Consider the following 21,602-nt stretch of genomic DNA (forward strand, 5'->3'; position numbering starts at 1 on the left):
GGCGTGCCGTTCTATTCGTCCGCCAGTGCACGCAGCTTGTCCGCGTCGACGATCTCTATCTCCGCATAGCCGAGCTTCAACGCGCCTTGCGTTTCGAAGTGCTTGAGCACCTGATTGATCGTCTGGCGCGACAACGCGAGCATCATCGCGAGATCTTCCTGTGGGACCCGGAGCACGCGGCGCAGCGCGCCGGCTTCGCCGTAGCCGCCCGCCATCAGCAACAGACGACGCGCCACGCGCTGCGCGGCAGGCAGCAGCGCGGCTTCCTCGATCACGTCGAACACGAGACGCAGCTTGTGCGTGAGCAGCAGGCCGAACACATGCCAGTAAGCCGGTGTGCGTTCGAGCAACGCAGCAAGCGCTGCGCGCGGCACATGAAACAGTTCGGAATCGCGCTCAGCATACGCGTCGTGAGTTCGCGGCCGACTGTCGAACAGCGCTATCTCGCCGAACCAGTTCACCGGCTCGATCACGGCGAGCAATGCTTCCTTGCCCGCCGGACTCGCCGCGCCGATTCTCACGAGACCGTCGAGCACGCAATAGAGCCCATCGTCGGCATCGCCGCGCGTGAAGAGCCGCTGACCAGCAGCGAGGCTTTCGACGCGCCCCGCTTCGATCAACTCCGTGCGCATGCCGGCGGGCGCCGCGCGAAACCACGCGCTGCGCGCAAGCAGCGCGGCAAGCTCATTCGATGAAAAACGCTCAGTCATGGGACGGCATCCGTGCGCGATGGTCGCTGATTTATCGCTGATTGTCGGCTACCCGATGGTTTCAAATTCCGCTACCCGCGATTATGCTGACTTCGACACAGGAGCGGCACTCATGAGAACGCTGACGCAGCAACTGACGCAATACGCGGCCTATCATCGCGACCGGCGCAATATCGCCACGCACTTCGTCGGCATTCCGATGATCGTGCTTGCGCTCGCCGTGCTGCTGAGCCGCCCTGCTTTCGGCGCCGGCATGTTCCCGGTGATGTTGTCGCCGGCGTGGCTGTTGTTCGTCGCTGCCACCGTTTACTACCTCGTGCTCGACGTGCCGCTCGGCGTGACGATGGCCTGCGTCTCGGCGCTGTGCATCGCCTTCGGCGAGTGGATCGCCGCGCAATCGACGCTCGTGTGGCTCACCACCGGCATCGGCCTGTTCGTGATCGGCTGGGTGTTCCAGTTCATCGGCCACGTCGCGTACGAACATCGCAAGCCGGCCTTCGTCGACGACGTGATCGGCCTGCTGATCGGGCCGCTTTTCGTGCTCGCGGAAGCGCTGTTCGGTGCCGGCTGGCGTCCCGATCTGCGCGAGGCGATCGAGGCGCAGGTCGGTCCGACGCGCATCAACGCCGCGCGTGCCGAAGCGCATCGCTGATCGTCACACCGCGCGATGCATTCGAGCCATACCGCTCAATTCGGCGCGAAGCGCACCAGCCGCACGCTATGCAACGCGGTCAACGCCACCGCGATCCAGATCGGCACGTACGTGGCGAGTTGCGCGGCGCTCAGCGTCTCGCGCAGCAGCGTGATCGACACGAGCACGAGCAGCACCGGCTCGACATAGCCGAGAATGCCGAACAACGCGACCGGCAACAGGCGGCTCGCCTTCAGATACGACGCGAGTGCGAGCGTGCTCAACGCGCCGAGGCCCGGCAACAGCACGCACCACATCAGCGGGCGGCCGGCAATCGCATGCAGCGAACCACCGCTGACGATGAGCACGGCAGCCACCGGCAGTATCAACGCCATCTCGACCGTGAACATCGCGAGCGAATCCTGATTGATCCTGCGACGCAGCACCAGGTACGGCGGATAGCCGAGCGCGACGATCAGCGTCGGCCACGAAAACGCGCCCGTCACCCACAGCTCGTGAGCGACGCCCACCGCCGCGCACGCGACAGCGAGCCACTGCAACGCGTCGAGCCGTTCGTGATAGTGGAAGCGCGCGACCAGCACCATCACGAGCGGCATCAGGAAATAGCCGAGCGACACTTCGAGCATGCGCCCATGCAGCGGAGCCCACAGAAAGAGCCACAATTGCAGGCCGAGCAAAGCCGCGCTCGCGCTCATCGCGGCGCCGAGCTTCGGCTCGGTCATCATGCGGCAAAGAAGCTGGCGCAAAATCGGCAGACGTTTGCGCAGCGCGACGAGCAGCAGTGCGCCCGGCACGGTCCACACGATGCGCCACGCGAAGATGTCGAGCCCCGTGAGCGGCGCGAGCAAGGTCGCGTAAGCAGACAGTAATGCGAACATCGCGCACGCGCCGACCGAAAGCGCAATACCGCGCCTGACGTCTTGCTGGTTCATCGCGCGGCCCGTCGTGCGTAGTGCGAAATCGGTGTGGTTGCCCGCACGCGGGCTGGCGGCGCAGCATGCGGGCGCGCGGCATTCGTTGTTGTCATTGGAAGTGAAGTCTCTTGAGCGGGAAGCCTCCGCAAGCCATGCGGCAGGCGCTGCGTCCTGTTCGGGATCAACGGCGCAAGCCGGCATTCTAGACGGGTTATCGGTCGGCGGGGGGCTGCGCTTTTTCGGCAATGAACTGCAATTAGTCCGTGCGCATCGGGCGTCGATGCACTAGAACATAACTTCATGCGCTGCGGCGGGCGAACCGCATTCCGGTGCAAACCTGGTTCAATCCCCGCTTGAGCGCGAATCTTGCTACGAAGCTTTGCACGCTGTTCGTCACGCGTTCGCGACAACAAACGCAGCACTCTCGAGCCGGGCCCGCGAATGCAGTCCCGCACGCCGTCCTGACCTCGGTCAGCCGGCCGTGACGATCACACCCGCGCTTCTCGCCCACGGCATGCGTCAACCGCGTTTCACCGCGCATGCCACTACCCGGCCAGCAATCCCGCTCATCGAATATGACTCCTGGAGCCAGCATGACCCAGTCAGCCCTATCGCTCAGCAACTCGCCTTCCGACCTGCGCGCAGCCTTTGCCGCAGAGGTGCGCGCCGGACTTGCCCACACGCCGCAGAAAGAACTGCCGTCGAAGTATCTGTACGACGAAGTGGGCTCCGCACTTTTTGAAGTGATTACCGTATTGCCCGAATACGGCGTGACGCGCGCCGAGGAACGGCTGCTCACGAAGCACGCGGCGGACATCGTCGAGCATCTGCCTCATGACGTGACCGTCGCCGAACTCGGCAGCGGCAGCGGCCGTAAAACGCGGCGCATTCTTGAAGCACTGTGTAAAAAGCGCCCCACTTCTTACTGCCCGATTGAAATTTCGCGCACCGCATTGCAGTTGTGCCGGCGCGAGCTCGGCGACATCGAGCGGATTTCGATCGTCGGTTACGAGCGCGACTATCTGGCCGGTCTCGCCGAAGTGAGCCGGCAACGCGCGGCGCACGAGCGGCTACTCGTGCTGTTTCTCGGCAGCACGATCGGCAATTTCGGCAGGCTCGCGGCCACGCGTTTTCTGCGCGATATCCGCAACATGCTCGCGCCCGGCGACGCGTTGCTGCTCGGCACCGATCTCATCAAGCCGACGCCGGTGCTGATTGCCGCATACGATGATGCGATCGGCGTGACCGCCTCGTTCAACCTGAATCTGCTCGCGCGCATCAATCGCGAACTCGACGGCGACTTTCCGCTCGACGCGTTCGAGCACGTCGCGCGCTTCAATCCGGACGCGCGCAGCATCGAGATGCATCTGCGCGCGAAGCGCGACGTCACCGCGCATGTGCGCGCGGCGCAATTGACGGTGTCGCTCGAGGAAGGCGAAACGATCTGGACCGAGAGCAGCCACAAATATCGGGCGGAAGAACTACCCGCGATCGCCGACGACGCCGGCTTCGCATGCAGCCATCAATGGATCGAGAAAGAGTGGGGCTTTGCCGAGAGTTTGCTGGTGGCGCGATGAACGTTGCTCAGTGCTGCTCGAAGCGCTCATAGCGCTTTTCCGTTGCGCGCTCCTCGCCGCTCACTTCGCTCACGCGCGCCGCCGGCGGTCCGTGACGCAACCACGAAAGCATCCGGTCGATCTGGTTGGCCGGTCCCTGCAACATCGCTTCGACGGAGCCGTCGGCGAGATTCGCCACCCATCCCTTGATGCCAAGCGCGTGTGCCTGGCGCACCGTCGCATGGCGAAAACCAACGCCCTGCACGATGCCGCGCACCCGCACGTAATACGTTTCGATCCGCTCATCCAGATCCGGGGCCATGCCGCTACCTCCTTTTAATGCCTCACAATCTTTCAAGCCGGCATTCTAGTCGCCTCGCGGCGGGCCTGCTCGATCGCGGTCATCTATCGCACGCGCATCCGACGCGCCACGCGGTGCGCGCGCCACGTACAATCCGTCGACCGTCATGCAGGAAATGGAAACAGAATGACCGAACAGAATCGCGATCTCGTACTAGTGACCGGCGCGTCCGGCTTCGTCGGCTCGTCGGTGGCGCGCATCGCGCAAAGCAAGGGCTTCAAGGTGCGCGTGCTGGTACGCGCGACGAGTCCGCGCAAAAACGTCGAAGCGCTCGATGCGGAAATCGTCGTCGGCGACATGCGCGACGAAGCGTCGATGCGCAACGCGCTGCGCGGCGTGCGCTATCTGCTGCACGTGGCCGCCGACTACCGGCTGTGGGCGCCGGACCCCGGCGAGATCGAGCGCTCGAATCTCGAAGGCACCGAGGCGACGATGCGCGCGGCCTTGAAGGAAGGCGTCGAGCGCATCGTCTACACGAGCAGTGTCGCGACGCTCAAGGTGACCAGCTCCGGCCAGTCCGCCGATGAAACCTCGCCGCTCGCGGCCGGCCAGGCGATCGGCGTGTACAAGCGCAGCAAGGTGCTCGCCGAGCGCGCGGTCGAGCGCATGATCGCCGAGGACGGCCTGCCCGCGGTGATCGTCAATCCGTCCACGCCGATCGGCCCGCGCGACGTCAAGCCGACGCCGACCGGGCGCATCATCGTCGAGGCGGCGCTCGGCAAGATCCCGGCGTTCGTCGATACGGGCCTGAATCTCGTGCATGTCGACGACGTCGCGGCCGGTCATTTCCTCGCGCTCGAACGCGGCAAGATCGGCGAGCGCTATATTCTCGGCGGCGAAAATCTGCCGCTGCAGCAGATGCTCGCCGATATCGCCGCGCTGACCGGCCGCAAGCCGCCGACGCTGAGCCTGCCGCGCTGGCCACTCTACCCGCTCGCAATGGGCGCGGAAGCGGTCGCGAAGATCACGAAGCGCGAGCCGTTCGTGACCGTCGACGGCCTGAAGATGTCGAAGAACAAGATGTATTTCACGTCGGCTAAGGCGGAACGCGAGCTGGGTTATCGCGCGCGGCCTTATCGCGAAGGTCTCGCCGATGCGCTCGAATGGTTCCGGCAAGCGGGCTATCTGAAGTAGTGACTGGGGCGGCGAAGCGTCATTACGGTCCTCGGCTCGCGGTCCTGCTCGTAGCCCTGCCCATAGCCGGGTTTCAACGCTGACTCCTGCATGAACGCCAGCCGCCCAAGGTTCGTCTCGCACGATTGCGTGCGGCCGTAAGCATTTTGTTACAAGTCCCGCGCCCGCGACAGATCAAAGCCCGCGCGCAGCAGGTAAAATCGCGGGTCTTACCAGAGAAACCTCGCATGAATCTTTACGAACAGCTCGGCGCGCTGGAAACGGGCGTCGATCAGCTCATTCAAGATGTCGTGGCCAGGCAGGCCGAAAACATTCCCGAGACACCCGCACAGGCCGCATCGTCGCATGCGGCGGCGAAGCATCGCGTGGCGGAAGCGGCGGTGAACGCACAAGCGGTGGAAACGGCACTTGCCACGCACGAAGCGCCGGACCTCGCGGCCACCGGACACGCGAACACCCACGCGCCCGACGCTACCGCCGAGCAGGCTGCAGCGCCCACGGACGCGCCAGCAGACGCACTTGCGCACCAGCCAGCCGACGCGCAACCGGACACCGATCCGCCCGCCCCGCAACTCCAGCCGACGCTCGAAATCAACCGCCCCGCGCGCGACGAAATCACGATGACGATCGGCAATCAGATGGTCTCGCTGCACCCGGATCAGATCGGCCGGCTGATCGAGGAACTGTCGAATGCGCGCGCCTCGATGACGCCGGAGCAGCCGCAAGGGGTCCCGCCGGGCTGGCAGTTCGTGTCGACGAAGAATCCGGTCATGGCGGTGCAGAAGCAGTCGAACGGCGACCGCCTGCTCATCATGCGCCACACCGGCCACGGCTGGGTGCCGTTCACGTTCTCGCCGGACGTGGTGATTCAGATGTACATGATGCTCAGCAACGCGTAATGCAAAAAAGCGGCGTAAAGCCGCTAACGAGATGGTCAGCCTGACCGAAACGGCCCGATCGGCTTACGCTGATCGGGCCGTTTCCTCTTTCGGGAGACCATCATGGGCATCGTTGCGCTGACCGGTATCGATCCGGGCAGGCACTGTTTCTTTTTTATGCCGTCGCGTGTCGATCGTGCCGACTGGGCCGATCACGTCGGGCGGCTATCCGCGCGACTCTCGATCGCCCGGCGTCACCGCTCCTGCGCGGGCGCCTGCACGCGCGCCTTCCACTGACCGCCCTTGCCGCGCCAGTAACGCACCGCCGACGCGAACGTCGCGCCGACATAGAACAGCGCCACGAGCGGCAGGAACGGCGCCCACAACGGCGAGCGGCGATAGTAGACGAGCATCGGCGCATAAGCGCAGCACATCGCCGCCCACGCGAGCCATGCGGGCCAGCCGAGCGGCCCGAGCGCGAGCGCGGCGACGGGCGGCAGCAGATAGATGATCGCCATGCCGGCGAGCGTGCCCGCGAGCAGCAGCGGCGAGTAGCGCAATTGCGTGAAGGCCGTGCGCGCGATCATGTTCCAGATGTCGCGCCAGCTATCGTACGGCCGCAGCGACACGCTCTTCGCGGCCACGTCGAGCCGGATCGGATGACGGCCCGTGCCGCGATGCTTGATGCGCGCGGCGAGGCTGCAATCGTCGATCAGCTCGGCGCGGATCGACTCGATGCCGCCCGCCTCCTCGAGCGCACCGCGCCGCACCAGCATGCAGCCGCCCGCCGCAGCCGCGGTGCGGTTGCGCGGATTGTTGACCCACGCGAACGGATACAGCTTCGCGAAGAAGAATACGAAGGCCGGAATCAAAGCCTTTTCCCAGAACGAATCGCAGCGCAGCCGCACCATTAGCGAGACGAGGTCGCGCTTTTCCGCGTCGGCACGCGCGACCAGTTGCGTGAGCGCGTCGGCGGGATGGCCGATGTCGGCGTCGGTCAGCAACAGGAACTCGGCAGGCAGGCCGAGCGTGCGCACCGCCTCGATGCCTTGCGACTGCGCCCACACCTTACCGGACCAGCCCGGCGGCAGCGGCTTCGCGCTCAGCACCGTCAGGCGTTCCGGGCATTGCAGTTCCAGCGCGGCGGCACGCGCGGCGTCGGCGGTGCCGTCGGTGCTGTGATCGTCGACGACGATCACGTGGAACGCGCCCTGGTAGTCCTGGCGCAGCAGCGACGTGACGGCCTCGGCGATCACGTCGACTTCATTGCGGGCCGGCACCACGGCCGCGACCGCCGGCCACTCGACGCGCGGCGCGATGGCGAGCGGCGCGGCGGGACGCGCGCGCCAGAAGCCGCCGCGCGCGAACAGCAGCACGCACCAGATCAGCAGGGAAACACACGAAAGAAGAAACAGGACCGCCGCCATTACGCATTACCCTCGATTGATCGCGCCGCCACGCCGACGCGTCTGGACAGTTGCATTGCCACGGTGCGCGCCGCGACCACGCACCAGTCGAACGCGTTGAGCACCGGCCGCTCGCGGAACACATCGTAGTCCGCACGCTCGATGCGTTCGAGAAAACGCAGGCCCGCATGCACGGCGCCGCACAGCTCGAAGCCGAGCCGTCCCGGAACGCGCAACCCGAGCGGCGCGCCGCGCACCAGCATGTCGCGCACGAAGGCCACCTCGTGCGCCATCAGCGCGCGCCACGCGTCGTCGGCGACACCGTTGGCGATCTGCGCCTCGGTCACGCCGAAGCGCCGCAAATCGGCCTGCGGCAAGTACACGCGCTGCCGTTTCCAGTCGGCGGCGACGTCGAGCCAGAAGCTGATCAACTGCGACGCGGTGCAGATCGCGTCGGCGTCGGCGAGATTCCGCGGCGTCGCCGCGCCGATCAGATGCAGCATCAGATGCCCGACCGGATGCGCCGAGCGCCGGCAATAGTCGACGAGCGCGGCGCGATCCTCGTAACGGTACGTGTCGATGTCCTGCGCGCAGCCGTCGAGCAGCTCGTAAAAAGGCTCGAGCGGCAGTTTATATTGCGCGACCACGCCAGCGAGCTTGCCGAACAGCAACGCATGCACGGGCGCCGCGCGACGTTGCGCGAGCGCGTCGAGACCGGCGCGGAAATCCGCGAGACGCGCGTGGCGTTCAGCGGCGCTCCAGTCGCCTTCATCGGCGATATCAGCCGCAGTGCGCACAACCTGATAGATAATGCCGACAGGCGCGCGCAGCGCCTTCGGCAGCAACACGCTCGCGATCGGAAAATTTTCGTGCTGATCGACGTTCATCCAGCGAGCCTCGAAACCATTCTGTAATACAGCGCGTTATGCGCGCCGCAAAGACCGGTAGTTTAAGGGTTCCGCCGAACCCGTGCAGCTATGCCTCATGGCCCAGCGCACCGCTGCGGCGCCTCTGCGGTAGCCGCGGCACGGCTGCCGCCCAACACAGAGGCTGCAGCAGAAAGCAAAGCGGCCCCGATAGCGTTAGAATGCGCGTTTGGTTTTGCTGTACCGGCCCGTCGCCGGGGCTCAAGACGTCAACTAATCAAGATGGTCGCGGCGATAAAGTCAGTTTTACCGACTTCTTCGAAACCCGCGTCAGTCGGAGTTCGCCAACTTATGCGAGTCATCCTTGCTCAGCCCCGCGGCTTTTGTGCGGGCGTTGTCCGCGCAATCGAAATCGTCGATCGTGCGTTACAGCAACACGGCGCGCCCGTGTACGTCCGCCACGAGATTGTTCACAATCGTCACGTGGTCGACAATCTGCGCCAGAAAGGCGCGCGCTTCGTCGAGGAACTCGATGAAGTGCCGCAAGGCGCTGTGGCGATCTTCAGCGCGCACGGTGTCGCGCAAACGGTCGAGCGCGACGCCGAAGCCCGCGGCCTCGACGTACTCGATGCAACCTGCCCGCTCGTCACCAAGGTACACGTGCAAGGGCGCCAGTATGTCGCCGCCGGCCGCACGCTGATCCTGATCGGCCACGCGGGCCATCCCGAAGTGGAAGGCACGATCGGGCAGATTCCGGGCAAGGTGCTGCTCGTGCAAAGCGAAGCCGAAGTCGCGAAGCTCGATCTACCGGCCAGCACGCCGCTCGCCTACGTCACGCAGACCACGCTGTCGGTCGACGACACGCGCGACATCATCGACGCGCTGCTGCGCCGCTTCACCGACATCGTCGGTCCGGACACGCGCGACATCTGCTACGCGACGCAGAACCGCCAGGCGGCGGTGCGCGAGTTGAGCAAAGAGGTCGACGTGCTGCTGGTGGTGGGCGCAACCAATAGTTCCAACTCGAACCGGCTGCGCGAAATCGGCAGCGAGAGCGGCGTCGCGAGCTACCTCGTCGCCGACGGCTCGGAAGTGAAGCCCGAATGGTTTGCCGGCGTGCAGACGGTCGGCATCACGGCCGGCGCTTCGGCGCCGGAAGAGATGGTCGAGAACGTAATCGATGCGCTGCGCGCATTGGGGCCCGTCGATGTCACGACGATGGCGGGCCGTGAAGAGAAAGTCGAATTCAAGTTGCCATCGAAGCTGATGCAACCACTCGCTGCACGCGAAGTTTAAGGAGGACATCTTGTCTATTCCGCTGCTACAGAAGGTCCGCGTCGGCGCATACATCATGCGCCAGCATCTCTCCGGCAACAAACGCTATCCGCTCGCCCTGATGCTGGAGCCGCTGTTTCGCTGCAATCTCGCCTGCAATGGCTGCGGCAAGATCGACTATCCGGATCCGATCCTGAACCAGCGCCTGTCGCTCGAAGAGTGCCTGCAGGCCGTCGACGAATGCGGCGCGCCGGTCGTCTCGATCGCGGGTGGCGAGCCGCTGCTGCACAAGGAAATGCCGCAGATCGTCAAGGGCATCATGGCGCGCAAGAAATTCGTGTATCTGTGCACGAACGCGCTCCTGATGGAAAAGAAGATGGACGACTACGAGCCGAATCCGTACTTCGTCTGGTCGGTCCACCTCGACGGCGACAAGGAAGCGCACGATCACTCGGTGTCGCAGGAAGGCGTGTACGAGAAGGCCGTCGCCGCGATCCGCGAAGCGAAGCGCCGTGGTTTCCGCGTGAACATCAACTGCACGCTGTTCAACGACGCCGTGCCCGAGCGCGTGGCGAAGTTCTTCGACACGCTTGGGCCGATCGGCGTGGACGGCATCACGGTGTCGCCGGGCTACGCGTATGAGCGCGCGCCAGACCAGCAGCACTTCCTGAACCGCGACAAGACCAAGCAGCTGTTCCGCGAGATCTTCAAGCGCGGCAACAATGGCAAGAACTGGTCGTTCAGCCAGTCGGCGATGTTCCTCGACTTCCTCGCGGGCAACCAGAGCTACGAATGCACGCCGTGGGGCAACCCGGCGCGTACCGTGTTCGGCTGGCAAAAGCCGTGCTATCTGGTCGGCGAAGGTTACGTGAAGACCTTCAAGGAACTGATGGAAACCACGGACTGGGACAAGTACGGCACCGGCAACTACGAGAAGTGCGCCGACTGCATGGTTCACTGCGGTTTCGAGGCGACGGCCGTGATGGATACCGTCGCGCATCCGCTGAAGGCGCTGAAGGTCAGCATGCGTGGTCCGAAGACCACGGGCGAGTTCGCGAAGGACATCCCGCTCGACAAGCAGCGTCCCGCCGAGTACGTGTTCTCGCGTCACGTCGAGATCAAGCTCGAAGAGATCAAGCGCACCGGCACGGGCAAGAAGGTGCAGACCGCGACCGTGGCGCATTGAGTGGTTCGATCAGGGTGGCTGCGCGCCGCCCTGCACCGCATGTGATTCTCTGCGCATTATGCGTTGCACATGAAAAAACGCGGTGGTCATTCAAGGCCACCGCGTTTTTCTTTTACCGCTCAAGAAACCTGTCGGCCGGGCTAGGCGCCGCGCGCATTATGCTCGGTCAGGAACTTGATGAGCCCGTCGATGCCGCCTTTGGCGATCTGGTCGGCGAACTGCGTCTGATACACCTGGATCAGCCAGGCGCCCATCATGTTGATGTCGTAGATCTTCCAGCCGGACGGGCCCTTGGTGAGCCGGTAGTCGATTGCATCGTCGCCGCCGTTGCTGATTACGTGCGATTGCACGACGATGTCGGTTGCGCCGCCCGGCACGCTCACCGGCATAAACTTGAACTTCACGTCCTGGTCGCGCAGTTGCGACAGCGATGCGGCATAAGTGCGTGTAAGCAGCAGCGTAAACTGCTCGTACAGCTGCTTCTGCTGCTCGGGCGTGGCGGTCGACCAGGGCTTGCCGACCGCGATACGCGTAGTGCGCTGGAAGTCGGTGGCGGGCAGGAAGTGCGTCTCGACGACATGAGTGATCTTCGCCATGTCACCGCCGCGCGCCTGCGGGTCGGCCTTCATTGCGGTAACCGTGCCTTCGACCGCGCTTTTTACCACCGCGTCGGGCACGCTTTGCGCGAATGCAGCCGTGGACACCACGGCTGCAGCCAGAAAAGCAGACAGATATCGTTTCATACGCTCGTCAGGACCTGAAAGAAGTAGTGCCGGCGGGCCCATGAGCCCAAGGCTAATGAGGGATAGACCAGTATAGCCGGGATTGCGTTCCCATCCCGGCCGGGTGCTGGACTTGCTACCGAAGCCGGTCTGCGTTGCCGTGGCTCCAGGCTCTGTATACTTATGCACCTTCGTCAAAAACAACACCCGTGATAAGGCTACGTCCGCCTACATGCTGAAGTCATCCATCGTCCGTCTCGTCGCGTACTCGGTGCGTCATCCGCTGAGGATCATCGCGCTGTCGATCGTGCTCGCCGTTCTGGGCGGCGTCTACGTCGTGCAGAACTTCAAGATCAACACGGACGTCAGCCGTCTCATCGAGACCGACAAGCAATGGTCGGCGCTGGAGAACGCGCTCGACGCCGCCTTCCCCGATCGCGGCGACACCGTGCTCGTGGTGGTCGAAGCGCGCGCGCCCGAATTCGCCGATGCTGCTGCCAATGCGCTGAGCGCCGCGCTCAGGGCCGATCCGAAGGAGTTCACATCGGTCTCGCAGCCCGCCGGCGGCCCGTTCTTCGAACACAACGGCCTGCTCTTTCCGTCCACCGACGAGGTGATGTCCACCACCTCGCAACTCGTGCAGTCGCGCCCGCTCGTCAATGCGCTTGCGCATGATCCGAGCCTGACCGGCCTCGCCGGCACGCTGACCACGAGCCTGCTGCTGCCGCTGCAACTCGGCCAGGTGAAGCTCGCCGACATGAGCCATCTGCTGTCGCAAAGCGCGAACACGCTCGATCGCGTGCTGGCCGGCCAGCCGGCCGCGTTCTCGTGGCGCGCGCTCGTCGACAAAACGGCCGCCACCGATCCGGCGCGCGCGTTCGTGGTCGTGCAGCCGGTCGTCAACTACGACGCGCTCGAGGCGGGAGCAGGCGCGTCGAAGGCGATTCGCGCGACCGCGGCTTCGCTGCACCTCGACTCGCGCTTCGGCGCGACGATCCGCCTGACCGGCGAGCAGCCGCTCGCGGACGAAGAGTTCGCCTCGGTGCAGGACGGCGCGGTGCTCAACGGCATCGGCACCTTCATCGTCGTGCTGGCCATTCTGTGGCTCGCGCTGCGCTCGGGCCGCATGATCGCGGCCGTGTTCATCACGCTGTTCGTCGGCCTCGCGATCACGGCCGCGCTCGGTCTCATGATGGTCGGCGCGCTCAACATGATTTCGGTTGCGTTCATGGTGCTGTTCGTCGGGCTCGGCGTCGATTTCGGTGTGCAATTCGGCGTCAAGTACCGCGAGGAACGCAACCGCGACAACCGGCTCTCCGCCGCGCTCATGCACACCGCGCACAGCATCGGCGTGCCGCTCACGCTCGCGGCGGTCGCGGTCGCGCTGAGCTTCTTCTCGTTCCTGCCGACCGCGTACCGCGGCGTGTCGGAGCTGGGTCAGATCGCCGGGGTCGGCATGTTCGTCGCGTACTTCACGAACATGACACTGCTGCCGGCCCTGCTGAAGGTCTTCAATCCGCCGGGCGAAGCCGGCTCGCCGGGCTTCAAGCAGCTCGCGCCCGTCGACGACTTCCTCGACCGTCACCGCAAGCCGGTGCTGATCGGCACGCTGATCGTCGTGATCGGCGCAACGCCGTTGCTTACGCATCTGCGCTTCGACTTCAATCCGCTGCATCTGAAGGACCCGCATACGGAGTCGATGGCGACGCTGCTGGCGCTGAAGGATTCGCCGGAAGCGGCGGTCAACAACGTGCATGCGCTCGCGCCGTCGCTCGCCGACGCCGATGCGATCGCCGGGCGTCTGCGCAAGCTGCCTGAAGTGGGCCGCGTGACGACGCTGAGCACGTTCGTACCGGCCGATCAGCAGCAGAAGATGATGCTGATCGCGAGCGCCGCGCAGCAGTTGCTGCCCGCGCTGCAGCAGCAAACCGCGACGCCGGCCACCGACGAGGTCCGCGTCGCTGCGCTCAAGCGCGCATCGAACCAGCTCTCGCTCGCCGCCGAGGACCACCCGGGCCCCGGGGCCGCCGAAGCGCAGCATCTGTCGGCGACCTTGCAGAAGCTCGCAACCGCCGACGCCGCCACGCGCGACCGGGCCGAAACCGCGATGTCCGGAACGCTGCGCCTTGCGCTCAAGCAGTTGGAAAATCTGCTCCAGCCGACCGAAATCACCGATGAGAACCTGCCGAAGGAAATCATCGCGGCATGGATCGGCAAGGGTGGCCGCGCGCTCGTCGACATTGCGCCGAAGGTGCCGCCCGGCGTCGACCCGAACGACGACACGATGCTCGCGCGCTTCGCGCATGCGGTGAAGAAGGCGGAGCCGGGCGCGATCGGCGGCCCGATCTCGATCCTGCATTCCGCCGATACGATCATCAAGGCGTTCCTGCAAGCGGCCGTCTACGCGCTGCTGTCGATCGCGATCCTGCTGTGGATCGCGCTGCGGCGCGTCAGCGACGTGTTGCGCACGCTGGTGCCGCTGCTCGTCTCCGCGCTCGTCACGCTCGAGCTATGCGTCGTGTTCGGCATGCCGCTGAACTTCGCGAACATCATCGCGCTGCCGTTGATGCTCGGCGTCGGCGTCGCCTTCAAGATCTACTTCGTGATGGCGTGGCGCCACGGCCAGACCGGCCTTTTGCAGTCGAGCCTCACGCATGCAGTGCTGTTCAGCGCGGCGACAACGGCCACGGCGTTTGGTAGCCTCTGGCTGTCGCATCATCCAGGCACGTCCAGCATGGGGAAGCTGCTCGCGCTTTCGCTGTTCTGCACGCTGATCGGCGCAGTGGTGTTTCAGCCCGTGCTGATGGGCAAGCCGCGCCAACGTCGCGCGAAGAATAAAGGACTATAAGCATGAAGCTGCATAACACCGCGCTCGCGCTCACCGCCGCCGGTCTGATCTCCGGCTGCGCAACCGCGCCCGACCGCAAGCCGGGCGATCCGTTCGAGCCGGTGAACCGGGTCATTTTCAATTTCAACGACGGCGTGGACCGCTACATCGCGGCGCCGGTCGCGAAGGGCTATCAGAAGGTGACGCCGCAGCCGCTGCGCACGGCCGTGAGCAACTTCTTCTCGAACCTCGGCGACCTAACCAATGCCGCGAACGCGCTGCTGCAGCTGAAGATCACCGATGCAACCGAAGATATCGTTCGCTTCGCGTTCAACTCGGTGTTTGGTATCGGCGGCCTGCTCGACTGGGCGACGCCGGCGGGTCTGCCCAAGCATCATCAGGATTTCGGCCTGACGCTCGGGCATTGGGGCATTCCGTCGGGCCCGTATCTCGTGCTGCCGCTGTTCGGGCCGAGCACGGTGCGCGACAGCATGGGGCTCGTCGTCGACGTGAAGTTCAATCCGCTGAACTACGTGGAACCGGCGACGCGCAATCCGCTGTATGTGCTGCAGTTCGTGAGCACGCGCTCGGACATGCTCGGCGCGACCGACCTGCTGCAGCAGGCCGCGCTCGACAAGTACTCGTTCGTGCGCGACGCCTATACGCAGCAGCGCCTTGCGCGTCTGCGCGGCACGGGTGAGAACGCCGCGCCGCTGCCGAATTACGAGGACCACGGCGATTCCGGCACGGGCGCGCCGAACTACACGGATCCGGGCGCGGCGGCGCAGGCGCCCAATGGTGCATCGGGTGCCGGGGCTGCCAAGGGTGCGCCGAGCGATTTGCCGAACTACACCGACCCGGGCGAGACGACGCCCTCGCCCGATGGCGCATCGGGTTCATCCGGCGCTGGAGCAGCCACAGGTGCGCCAGCCGGCCTGCCCAATTACACCGACCCGGGCGACACAGCCAACGGCAGTGGTGCAGCGGGTGCAGCGCCCGCACCGGCCTCGCCCGCCACCGAAGCGCCGGCCGGCGCATCCGCCACGCCAGCACTGCAAGCTGCGCCAAACACCAGACAACCGGCTGCGGCGCCGGCATCGCAATAAGTCTGTGGCGCAAGAGGCGCTCAAAGCGCAACGGGGCGCCCGCATTGGGCGCCCCGCTGAAAAGGACGACATCTTCTGAGCCAACGCGCCACATCGGCGCTCTTCATGAGCATGGCGCTCGCTCCGGGCGAACCGGCGGACGAACCACGCCACGGCTCCATCCACCCTGGCTTGCCCGCCGCATCAATGCAGGCTATCGACCTCGCTACGCGCCGCCACCCGCTCTTCCTCGATGACTGCCGCGCCCTGCGGCAACGGATCCAGATTCGCGCGATAGTGGGCAAACTGCTCGTCCGCGTCACGAATGCTCGAGCGTTCATGCGGCGCGGAAGCGCCGTTTTCGTCGAGATTGACGAACACCATTTTCTCGATCGTCAGAATGCTCTTGCGCGTGATCTTGTTGCGCACTTCGCAGCGCAGCGTGATCGACGTGCGCCCGAAATGCGTGGCCGTCATGCCAAGCTCGATGATGTCGCCCTGACGCGCCGAGCTGACAAAATTGATCTCGGACATGAACTTGGTCACGACGCGCTGGTTGCCCAGCTGGCAGATCGCGTAGATCGCCGCTTCTTCGTCGATCCAGCGCAGCAGGCTGCCGCCGAACAGCGTCCCGTTGGGATTCAGGTCTTCGGGCTTGACCCACTTTCTTGTGTGGAAATTCATCTGGTACTCCGTGTCTGAGGCTCCTGGCCGGGGGCATCGCGCCCTCGAACCTAGGGTTAACACTGACATTGTACCAAATATAGGGGTTTTCCCTAGTATTTCAACGGTTGCATAATTAATCGCGGCAATAGCCTTCGGGTGGCAGCGGCAAGCGTCGCCGCCGCGTTGTATCAGCCGACGCCTGCCATCCGCAGCGCGCCGCCCTCTGCTAGCGCTCGCCGCGCCTCGATCAGCGTGGTGCGCGCGGCGCGGGCGTCGGCGGCAAGCCGGATCAGCGCGCCAAGCTGCGACGGCTGCCGCAGCAATTCCCGCAGAATCGGCCCGAGCGCCGTGCTGCCGTCGTCGCGCAGGCCAGCCGTGGCGGCCGGCGGCAACGTGCGCCAGGCCGGATCGACGACCGCGCGGCATACCGCGAACGGCAGCCCGTGCGCCGCGGCCGCCCTGCCGGCAATGTGCGATTCCATGTCCACCGCGAGCGCCCCGGTCGAGCCGTGAAGCGCGCGCTTGTCGCCGGCGGTCATCAGGGGCGCAGCGACCGCGGCTGTCGGGCCGCGTCGCAGACGCCCGGCAAGCCCGCCCGGGGTTCCAGCCGCGCTCACGGCGGCGGCGATCCGGTCCGCCCATTGCCGGTCGGTCTCGAGCCGTCCAGCGGGCCCATGCACCGCATCGGCGACGATCAGCGCGCCCGGCTCCAGGTCCGGCGCAAGCCCGCCCGCCGTCCCGAAGCTGACGATGCCCGACGCACCGCGCGCGAGCGCCGCGTTCAACGCGCGTTCGAGCAGATCGGCGCGCGCCGCGTAGACCACCTCGACGCCATCGTCGCCGTCGCCCGCAATACGCGCCTCGAACGCCATGCCCGTCACGACGATCACGGGCAAGCCGCGACGCGCTCCAAGGGACGGCGTTGCCGGCACGCCGCCCGGCGCGGTTGTCGGTGCAGGCATCCGTTACATCCCAACCGTGACGCGCGTGACCCCGTTGCGCTTCAGATGCCGGAACCGCGCGAGCGCCCACAGCGGGAAAAACTTGCGATAGCCGTGATAACGGAGATAGAACACGCGCGGAAAACCGGTCGCAGTGAAGCGCGTTTCGTCCCACAGCCCGTGCTCGCGTTGCTCACGCTGCAGATAGTCGATGCCGCGCACCACCGCCTCGTGATTGACCTCGCCCGCCGCCATCAGCCCGAGCAGCGCCCACGCGGTCTGCGACGCCGTGCTCGGCGCGCGCTCGTAGCCGCGATAGTCGAGCTTGTAGCTCTCGCCGCCCTCGCCCCAGCCGCCATCCTCGTTCTGGATCGAGAGGAGCCACTGCACCGCGCGCTTCATGCGCGGGTCGTCGTGCGGCATGCCGGCTGCGTTCAGCGAACACAGCGCAGTCCACGTGCCGTAGATGTAGTTCAGGCCCCAGCGGCCGTACCAGCTACCGTCGGACTCCTGCTCCTTCAGCATGTACGCGAACGCGCGCTGCGCGGGTTCGCTGCCCTGCGGCAGCTCGCCGATCTGCACGAGCATCGACAGGCAGCGGCCCGAGACGTCCGCCGTCGGCGGATCGAGCAGCGCGCCGTGGTCCGAGAACGGGATGTTGTTGAGGTAGTACTGGGTGTTTTCCGGCTCGAACGCGCCCCAGCCGCCGTCGCTGCTCTGCATGCCGACCACCCATTCGCGCGCGCGCGCAATCGCTTCGCGATCGACGCTGGACTGCGTGAGCGCCGCCGAGCGCTGCATCGCCATCACGACCACCGCCGTATCGTCGACGTCCGGGTAATGCGCGTTGTTGTACTGGAACGCCCAGCCGCCGGGGCGCACGTTCGGGCGGCGCGAAATCCAGTCGCCGCGCACGTCGAGAATCTGCAGCGGACGCAGCCACGCGAGCCCGCGCTCGGCCGCCTGCTCGGCACGCGCCTCGCCGGTTTCGAGCAGCGCATGCGCCGCGAGCGAGGTGTCCCACACCGGCGACAGGCACGGCTGGCAATACGCTTCGTCGTCCTTGACGATGAGCAGCTTGTCGAGCGACTGGCGAGCGATCGCGCGATTCGGGTGATCGGCCGGATAGCCGAGCACGTCGTACATCATCACCGAGTTCGCCATCGCCGGGAAAATCGCGCCGAGGCCGTCCTCGCCGTTCAGCCGCTCGTCGACGAACGCGACCGCCGCGCGGATCGCGCGCTCGCGCGTGGCCTTCGGCAACAGACCGTCAACCGTGCGCAGCAGCGCGTCCACGCTGCGGAAAAAGCCGAACCAGCCCGCATGCTGATGCGGCGCGCGCTCGTTCATGCCGGTGTTGACCGGCGCACCGCGGAACAGCTCGTCGATGCGCACGCGGCGCGGGTTGCGCGCGAGCGGCCGCTTCGCGTTGAGCACGAGCAGCGGCACGATCACCGTGCGCGCCCAGTACGACACCTTCGACAGATGGAACGGGAACCACATCGGCAGCAGCATGATCTCGACGGGCATCATCGGCACCGCGCGCCACGACACCACGCCGAACAGCGCAAGCAGGATCCGCGTGAACACGTTCACTTTTTCGGCGCCGCCGTGCGCGAGGATCGCCTCGCGCGCACGCACCATGTGCTCGGCGTCGACCGGGTCGCCGATCATCTTCAGCGCGAAGTACGCCTTCACGCTCGCGCTCACGTCGAGCGCGCCGTCGGTGAAGAGCGGCCAGCCGCCGTCCGCCAGCTGGATGCGGCGCAGATAGCGCGCGATCTTCTGTTCGAGTTCGAGGTTCGGCGTTTCGCCGAGGTAGTGGACGAGCAGCACGTACTCGGCCGGAATCGTCGCGTCGGCTTCGAGTTCATAGACCCAGTGGCCGTCGGGTTGTTGTGCGGCGAGGATCGTGTCGGTTGCGCGCGTGATCGCGGCGTCGAGCGGCGTTGCGCCGGCCGCCGGCGGCCGCGCGCCGGATGCCCCGGCTTGCGCGAGTGCGGGCGCCGCGTCAGTTACTTCAGTCGCTTCGATCACCGCGGCGGCGGATTCGGCTTCAGGCAGGGCCGCGTCGAGCGGCTGGCGTTGGGATAAATCGTTCATCGGCGTTCCATCGGTTGATTCAGCAGCGTATCCGCAGCCTTCTGGCCGGAGCGGATCGCGCCTTCAAGCGTCGCGGGCAGACCGGTAGCCGTCCAGTCCCCCGCGAGCATGAGGTTGTTCCAGCGAGTGCGCGTGCCCGGCCGCAGCGTTTCCTGATCGGGCAGCGCGGCAAACGCCGCGTGTCGTTCCGTCACGACCTGCCAGGGTGGCATCGGCGTGAGCGGCACATTGACCGCCTGCGCGACTTCGGCCCAGACGGTCGCCGCGAGCGCTTCATGCGGCGTGTCGAGCAGGCGCTCGGCCGCGTTGAGCGTCACCGAGAGACGGCCGTCGAATGCGAACAGCCATCCGGCCGTGCCGTTGAGCAGCCCGGTGACCTGCGGCAAGCCGAACGGCGGCTCGACCGCGAAATGCACGTTGAGCGCCGCCGCGAAGCGGGTCGGCGCGCGCAGCTCCGGCACGAGCGCCGGCGCGGCTTCGGGCGACAGCGCGAGAATCACGGCGTCGTTCGCGTCGAGCGTGATGCTTTCGCCGGCGAAATGCAGCGCCTGCACGCGCGCCGGATCGGCGGCGAACGTGATCTCGCGCAGACCCGAGCCGAGCCGGATCGTCGCGCCGCCGTGTTGCAGCAGCCGCAGCGCCGGATCGACAAACGCACTGCCGAGGCCGTTGCGCGCCGCGAGCGGCCGGCATGCGAGGCCCCCGGCCAGCAGCGTCTCACGCACCATCGCGCCGGTCAGTTCAGCCGACGCCTCGCGCGGCTCCATGTTCAGCAGCGCATGAAACAGCGGCCGCAGCAAACGCTCCCACAGCGGTCCATCACAGCGCATGGTCTGCGCGACGCTGCGCGCCGGCTTCGCGAACAGCAACGGCACGAGCGCCAGATAATCGGCCGGACCCGTGTTCGGCACACGCGCTTGCGCATCGAAAATCCACCACGGCAAAAGCCCCGGCGACAAACGCACGGTCCAGCGCGCCCGCGTCGCCAGATCGACGAATGGATACTCGGGCAGCGACGGGCCGCTCAGTTCGTCGGCGGCGCCGATCGCGCGCAGGTAGTTGAGCGTCGCGGTGTTGCCCGACAGCACGATGTGATTGCCGCTGTCGATCGTCGCACCGAGCTTTGCATCGTAATACGAACGGCAGCGGCCGCCGGCCTGAGCCTGCGCTTCATGCAGCACGACCCGCGCGCCGCGCCGCTGCAACTGCACTGCGGCGGCGAGCCCGGCCACGCCCGCGCCGACCACGTGGACGAGCTTCGGCATCAGCTCAGAAGAGCGCGTACCGCGCGACGATCCACAGCAGGCGCAGCTTCGGCTTGCTGATCTTCGTGCGCGGGATGTCGAAGCCGCGCTCCAGCGTGCGCTCGAGCAGCACACGATAAACGCCCGACATGATGCGCGGCGCGCGCACCTGAGCGCGCGGCTCGCGATCCATGATCGCGTCGGAGGCGGTGAAGTGTTGCTTCGCGCGCTCGGCGAGCGTCGCGCAAACGCGCGGCAGCGAGGGGTCGTCGGCGATCTGCACGGGGTTCGCGACCGCGATGCCTTCGCGCGCGAGCAGTTCGTGCGGCAGATAGCAACGGTTGATATCGGCGTCTTCGTCGATGTCGCGCAGGATGTTCGTGAGCTGCAGCGCGCGGCCGAGATGATGCGCGAGCAGCCGGCCGGCTTCTTCCTGCATCCCGAATATCCTCACCGACAGACGGCCCGCCGCGCTCGCGACACGGTCGCAATAGAGGTCGAGCGTGGCTTCGTCGGGGGCGCAGATGTCGGCGGCGGCGTCCATCGCCATGCCGTCGATCATCGCGTGAAAATCTTCGCGTTGCAGATGAAACGTGTGAATGTGCCGCGTCAGCGCGCGCAACGAGGCGCGCGGCTGGCCTGCATAGCACGCGTCGATGTCGGCCCGCCATTGCTCGAGCGCGGCGGCGCGTTCGGCGCGCGGCATGTCACTGTCGGCGATGTCGTCGACAGCGCGGCAGAAAGCGTAGACCTGATACATCGCATCGCGCTGCGCAGCCGGCAGGATGCGCATGGCAAGATAAAACGAGCTGCCGGACGTGGTGGCAGCAGCGTCGATTTCAGTATCGTCCACGACAAGATTGGAAACAGCCAAGACGATCTCCGCTGGAGGCGCCTGCTGAAAGGCGTTCAAAGAAGTTTTATGCCGACCCGCAGGACAGTGGGCCCGCGCGCGCGGACACGCGCGAAACATCCGGCCGGGATGCCGGAAACGGCGAAAAGTATAACAACCTTTGCAGGTGACCGCAGTCTCACGGGGGAATACGGGGACGGAGACGAAGGCCTGCAGGCGAGGC

Annotated in this window: 19 protein-coding genes; 8 read left to right on the forward strand and 11 right to left on the reverse strand. The window is 65.9% G+C overall.

What is annotated here, in order from left to right; all coding sequences use genetic code 11:
* Window positions 1-11: 11 nt before the first annotated feature.
* Window positions 12-710, reverse strand: coding sequence for a Crp/Fnr family transcriptional regulator (locus tag B9Z01_RS26375; RefSeq protein ID WP_085488494.1), 699 nt, complete (start codon window positions 708-710; stop codon window positions 12-14).
* 112 nt (window positions 711-822) lie between these two features.
* Between B9Z01_RS26375 and B9Z01_RS26380 the strand changes: the two genes are divergently transcribed.
* The gene (locus tag B9Z01_RS26380; protein WP_085488495.1) at window positions 823-1,362 is read left to right on the forward strand and encodes an Mpo1 family 2-hydroxy fatty acid dioxygenase; all 540 of its coding nucleotides are present in this window, start codon (window positions 823-825) and stop codon (window positions 1,360-1,362) included.
* Window positions 1,363-1,397: 35 nt separating this feature from the next.
* Here B9Z01_RS26380 and rarD read toward each other — a convergent pair whose 3' ends face one another.
* Window positions 1,398-2,294 carry an EamA family transporter RarD gene (rarD, locus tag B9Z01_RS26385; RefSeq protein WP_085488600.1) on the reverse strand — a complete coding sequence of 299 codons (897 nt, stop codon included), beginning with the start codon at window positions 2,292-2,294 and terminating at the stop codon, window positions 1,398-1,400.
* Window positions 2,295-2,869: 575 nt separating this feature from the next.
* Here rarD and egtD point away from each other — a divergent pair.
* Window positions 2,870-3,853: an L-histidine N(alpha)-methyltransferase gene (egtD, locus tag B9Z01_RS26390; protein WP_085488496.1), complete on the forward strand. Its 984-nt coding sequence runs from the start codon at window positions 2,870-2,872 to the stop codon at window positions 3,851-3,853.
* 7 nt (window positions 3,854-3,860) lie between these two features.
* Here egtD and B9Z01_RS26395 read toward each other — a convergent pair whose 3' ends face one another.
* Complete coding sequence (locus B9Z01_RS26395; RefSeq protein WP_085488497.1) at window positions 3,861-4,154, reverse strand: acylphosphatase; 294 nt, start codon at window positions 4,152-4,154, stop codon at window positions 3,861-3,863.
* Window positions 4,155-4,319: 165 nt separating this feature from the next.
* Here B9Z01_RS26395 and hpnA point away from each other — a divergent pair, with 165 nt between their 5' ends.
* Window positions 4,320-5,327, forward strand: a complete 1,008-nt coding sequence (hpnA, locus tag B9Z01_RS26400) for a hopanoid-associated sugar epimerase (RefSeq protein ID WP_085488498.1) — start codon at window positions 4,320-4,322, stop codon at window positions 5,325-5,327.
* A 227-nt stretch (window positions 5,328-5,554) separates the two neighbouring features.
* On the forward strand, window positions 5,555-6,226 hold the full coding sequence (locus B9Z01_RS26405; protein ID WP_085488499.1) for a hypothetical protein: 672 nt from the start codon (window positions 5,555-5,557) through the stop codon (window positions 6,224-6,226).
* Window positions 6,227-6,459: 233 nt separating this feature from the next.
* Here B9Z01_RS26405 and B9Z01_RS26410 read toward each other — a convergent pair whose 3' ends face one another.
* Both B9Z01_RS26410 and hpnC read right to left on the reverse strand, forming a co-directional pair.
* Entirely contained in the window at window positions 6,460-7,632 is a 1,173-nt protein-coding gene (locus tag B9Z01_RS26410) for a glycosyltransferase (protein WP_085488500.1), read from the reverse strand.
* Complete coding sequence (gene hpnC / locus B9Z01_RS26415; RefSeq protein WP_085488501.1) at window positions 7,632-8,498, reverse strand: squalene synthase HpnC; 867 nt, start codon at window positions 8,496-8,498, stop codon at window positions 7,632-7,634. Before hpnC ends, B9Z01_RS26410 begins: the two co-directional genes overlap by 1 nt.
* Before the next feature lie 330 nt (window positions 8,499-8,828).
* Here hpnC and ispH point away from each other — a divergent pair, with 330 nt between their 5' ends.
* Entirely contained in the window at window positions 8,829-9,773 is a 945-nt protein-coding gene (ispH, locus tag B9Z01_RS26420) for a 4-hydroxy-3-methylbut-2-enyl diphosphate reductase (protein ID WP_085488502.1), read from the forward strand.
* 10 nt (window positions 9,774-9,783) lie between these two features.
* A complete protein-coding gene (hpnH, locus tag B9Z01_RS26425) occupies window positions 9,784-10,938 on the forward strand; it encodes an adenosyl-hopene transferase HpnH (protein ID WP_085488503.1) in 1,155 nt (384 codons plus the stop codon).
* A gap of 140 nt (window positions 10,939-11,078) precedes the next feature.
* Here hpnH and B9Z01_RS26430 read toward each other — a convergent pair whose 3' ends face one another.
* A complete protein-coding gene (locus B9Z01_RS26430) occupies window positions 11,079-11,681 on the reverse strand; it encodes an MlaC/ttg2D family ABC transporter substrate-binding protein (RefSeq protein ID WP_085488504.1) in 603 nt (200 codons plus the stop codon).
* Window positions 11,682-11,892: 211 nt separating this feature from the next.
* Here B9Z01_RS26430 and hpnN point away from each other — a divergent pair, with 211 nt between their 5' ends.
* Together hpnN and B9Z01_RS26440 are read left to right on the forward strand one after the other, a co-directional pair.
* Window positions 11,893-14,508 carry a hopanoid transporter HpnN gene (gene hpnN, locus B9Z01_RS26435; RefSeq protein ID WP_085488505.1) on the forward strand — a complete coding sequence of 872 codons (2,616 nt, stop codon included), beginning with the start codon at window positions 11,893-11,895 and terminating at the stop codon, window positions 14,506-14,508.
* A gap of 2 nt (window positions 14,509-14,510) precedes the next feature.
* A complete protein-coding gene (locus tag B9Z01_RS26440; protein ID WP_085488506.1) occupies window positions 14,511-15,593 on the forward strand; it encodes an MlaA family lipoprotein in 1,083 nt (360 codons plus the stop codon).
* A gap of 183 nt (window positions 15,594-15,776) precedes the next feature.
* On the opposite strand, the gene B9Z01_RS26445 is transcribed toward B9Z01_RS26440, so the two are convergent.
* The 5 genes from B9Z01_RS26445 to hpnD form a co-directional block, all read right to left on the reverse strand.
* Window positions 15,777-16,256 carry an acyl-CoA thioesterase gene (locus tag B9Z01_RS26445; protein ID WP_085488507.1) on the reverse strand — a complete coding sequence of 160 codons (480 nt, stop codon included), beginning with the start codon at window positions 16,254-16,256 and terminating at the stop codon, window positions 15,777-15,779.
* 170 nt (window positions 16,257-16,426) lie between these two features.
* Window positions 16,427-17,200, reverse strand: a complete 774-nt coding sequence (locus tag B9Z01_RS26450) for a phosphorylase (protein WP_085488508.1) — start codon at window positions 17,198-17,200, stop codon at window positions 16,427-16,429.
* Between the two features lie 3 nt (window positions 17,201-17,203).
* Complete coding sequence (gene shc / locus B9Z01_RS26455; RefSeq protein ID WP_085488509.1) at window positions 17,204-19,282, reverse strand: squalene--hopene cyclase; 2,079 nt, start codon at window positions 19,280-19,282, stop codon at window positions 17,204-17,206.
* The gene (gene hpnE, locus B9Z01_RS26460) at window positions 19,279-20,547 is read right to left on the reverse strand and encodes a hydroxysqualene dehydroxylase HpnE (RefSeq protein WP_085488510.1); all 1,269 of its coding nucleotides are present in this window, start codon (window positions 20,545-20,547) and stop codon (window positions 19,279-19,281) included. The genes shc and hpnE overlap by 4 nt, the downstream gene beginning before the upstream one ends.
* A gap of 4 nt (window positions 20,548-20,551) precedes the next feature.
* Entirely contained in the window at window positions 20,552-21,400 is an 849-nt protein-coding gene (gene hpnD / locus B9Z01_RS26465; protein WP_085488511.1) for a presqualene diphosphate synthase HpnD, read from the reverse strand.
* Window positions 21,401-21,602 lie beyond the last annotated feature (202 nt).

Source organism: Paraburkholderia susongensis (genome assembly GCF_900177725.1).
GTDB classification, from domain to species: Bacteria; Pseudomonadota; Gammaproteobacteria; order Burkholderiales; family Burkholderiaceae; genus Paraburkholderia; species Paraburkholderia susongensis.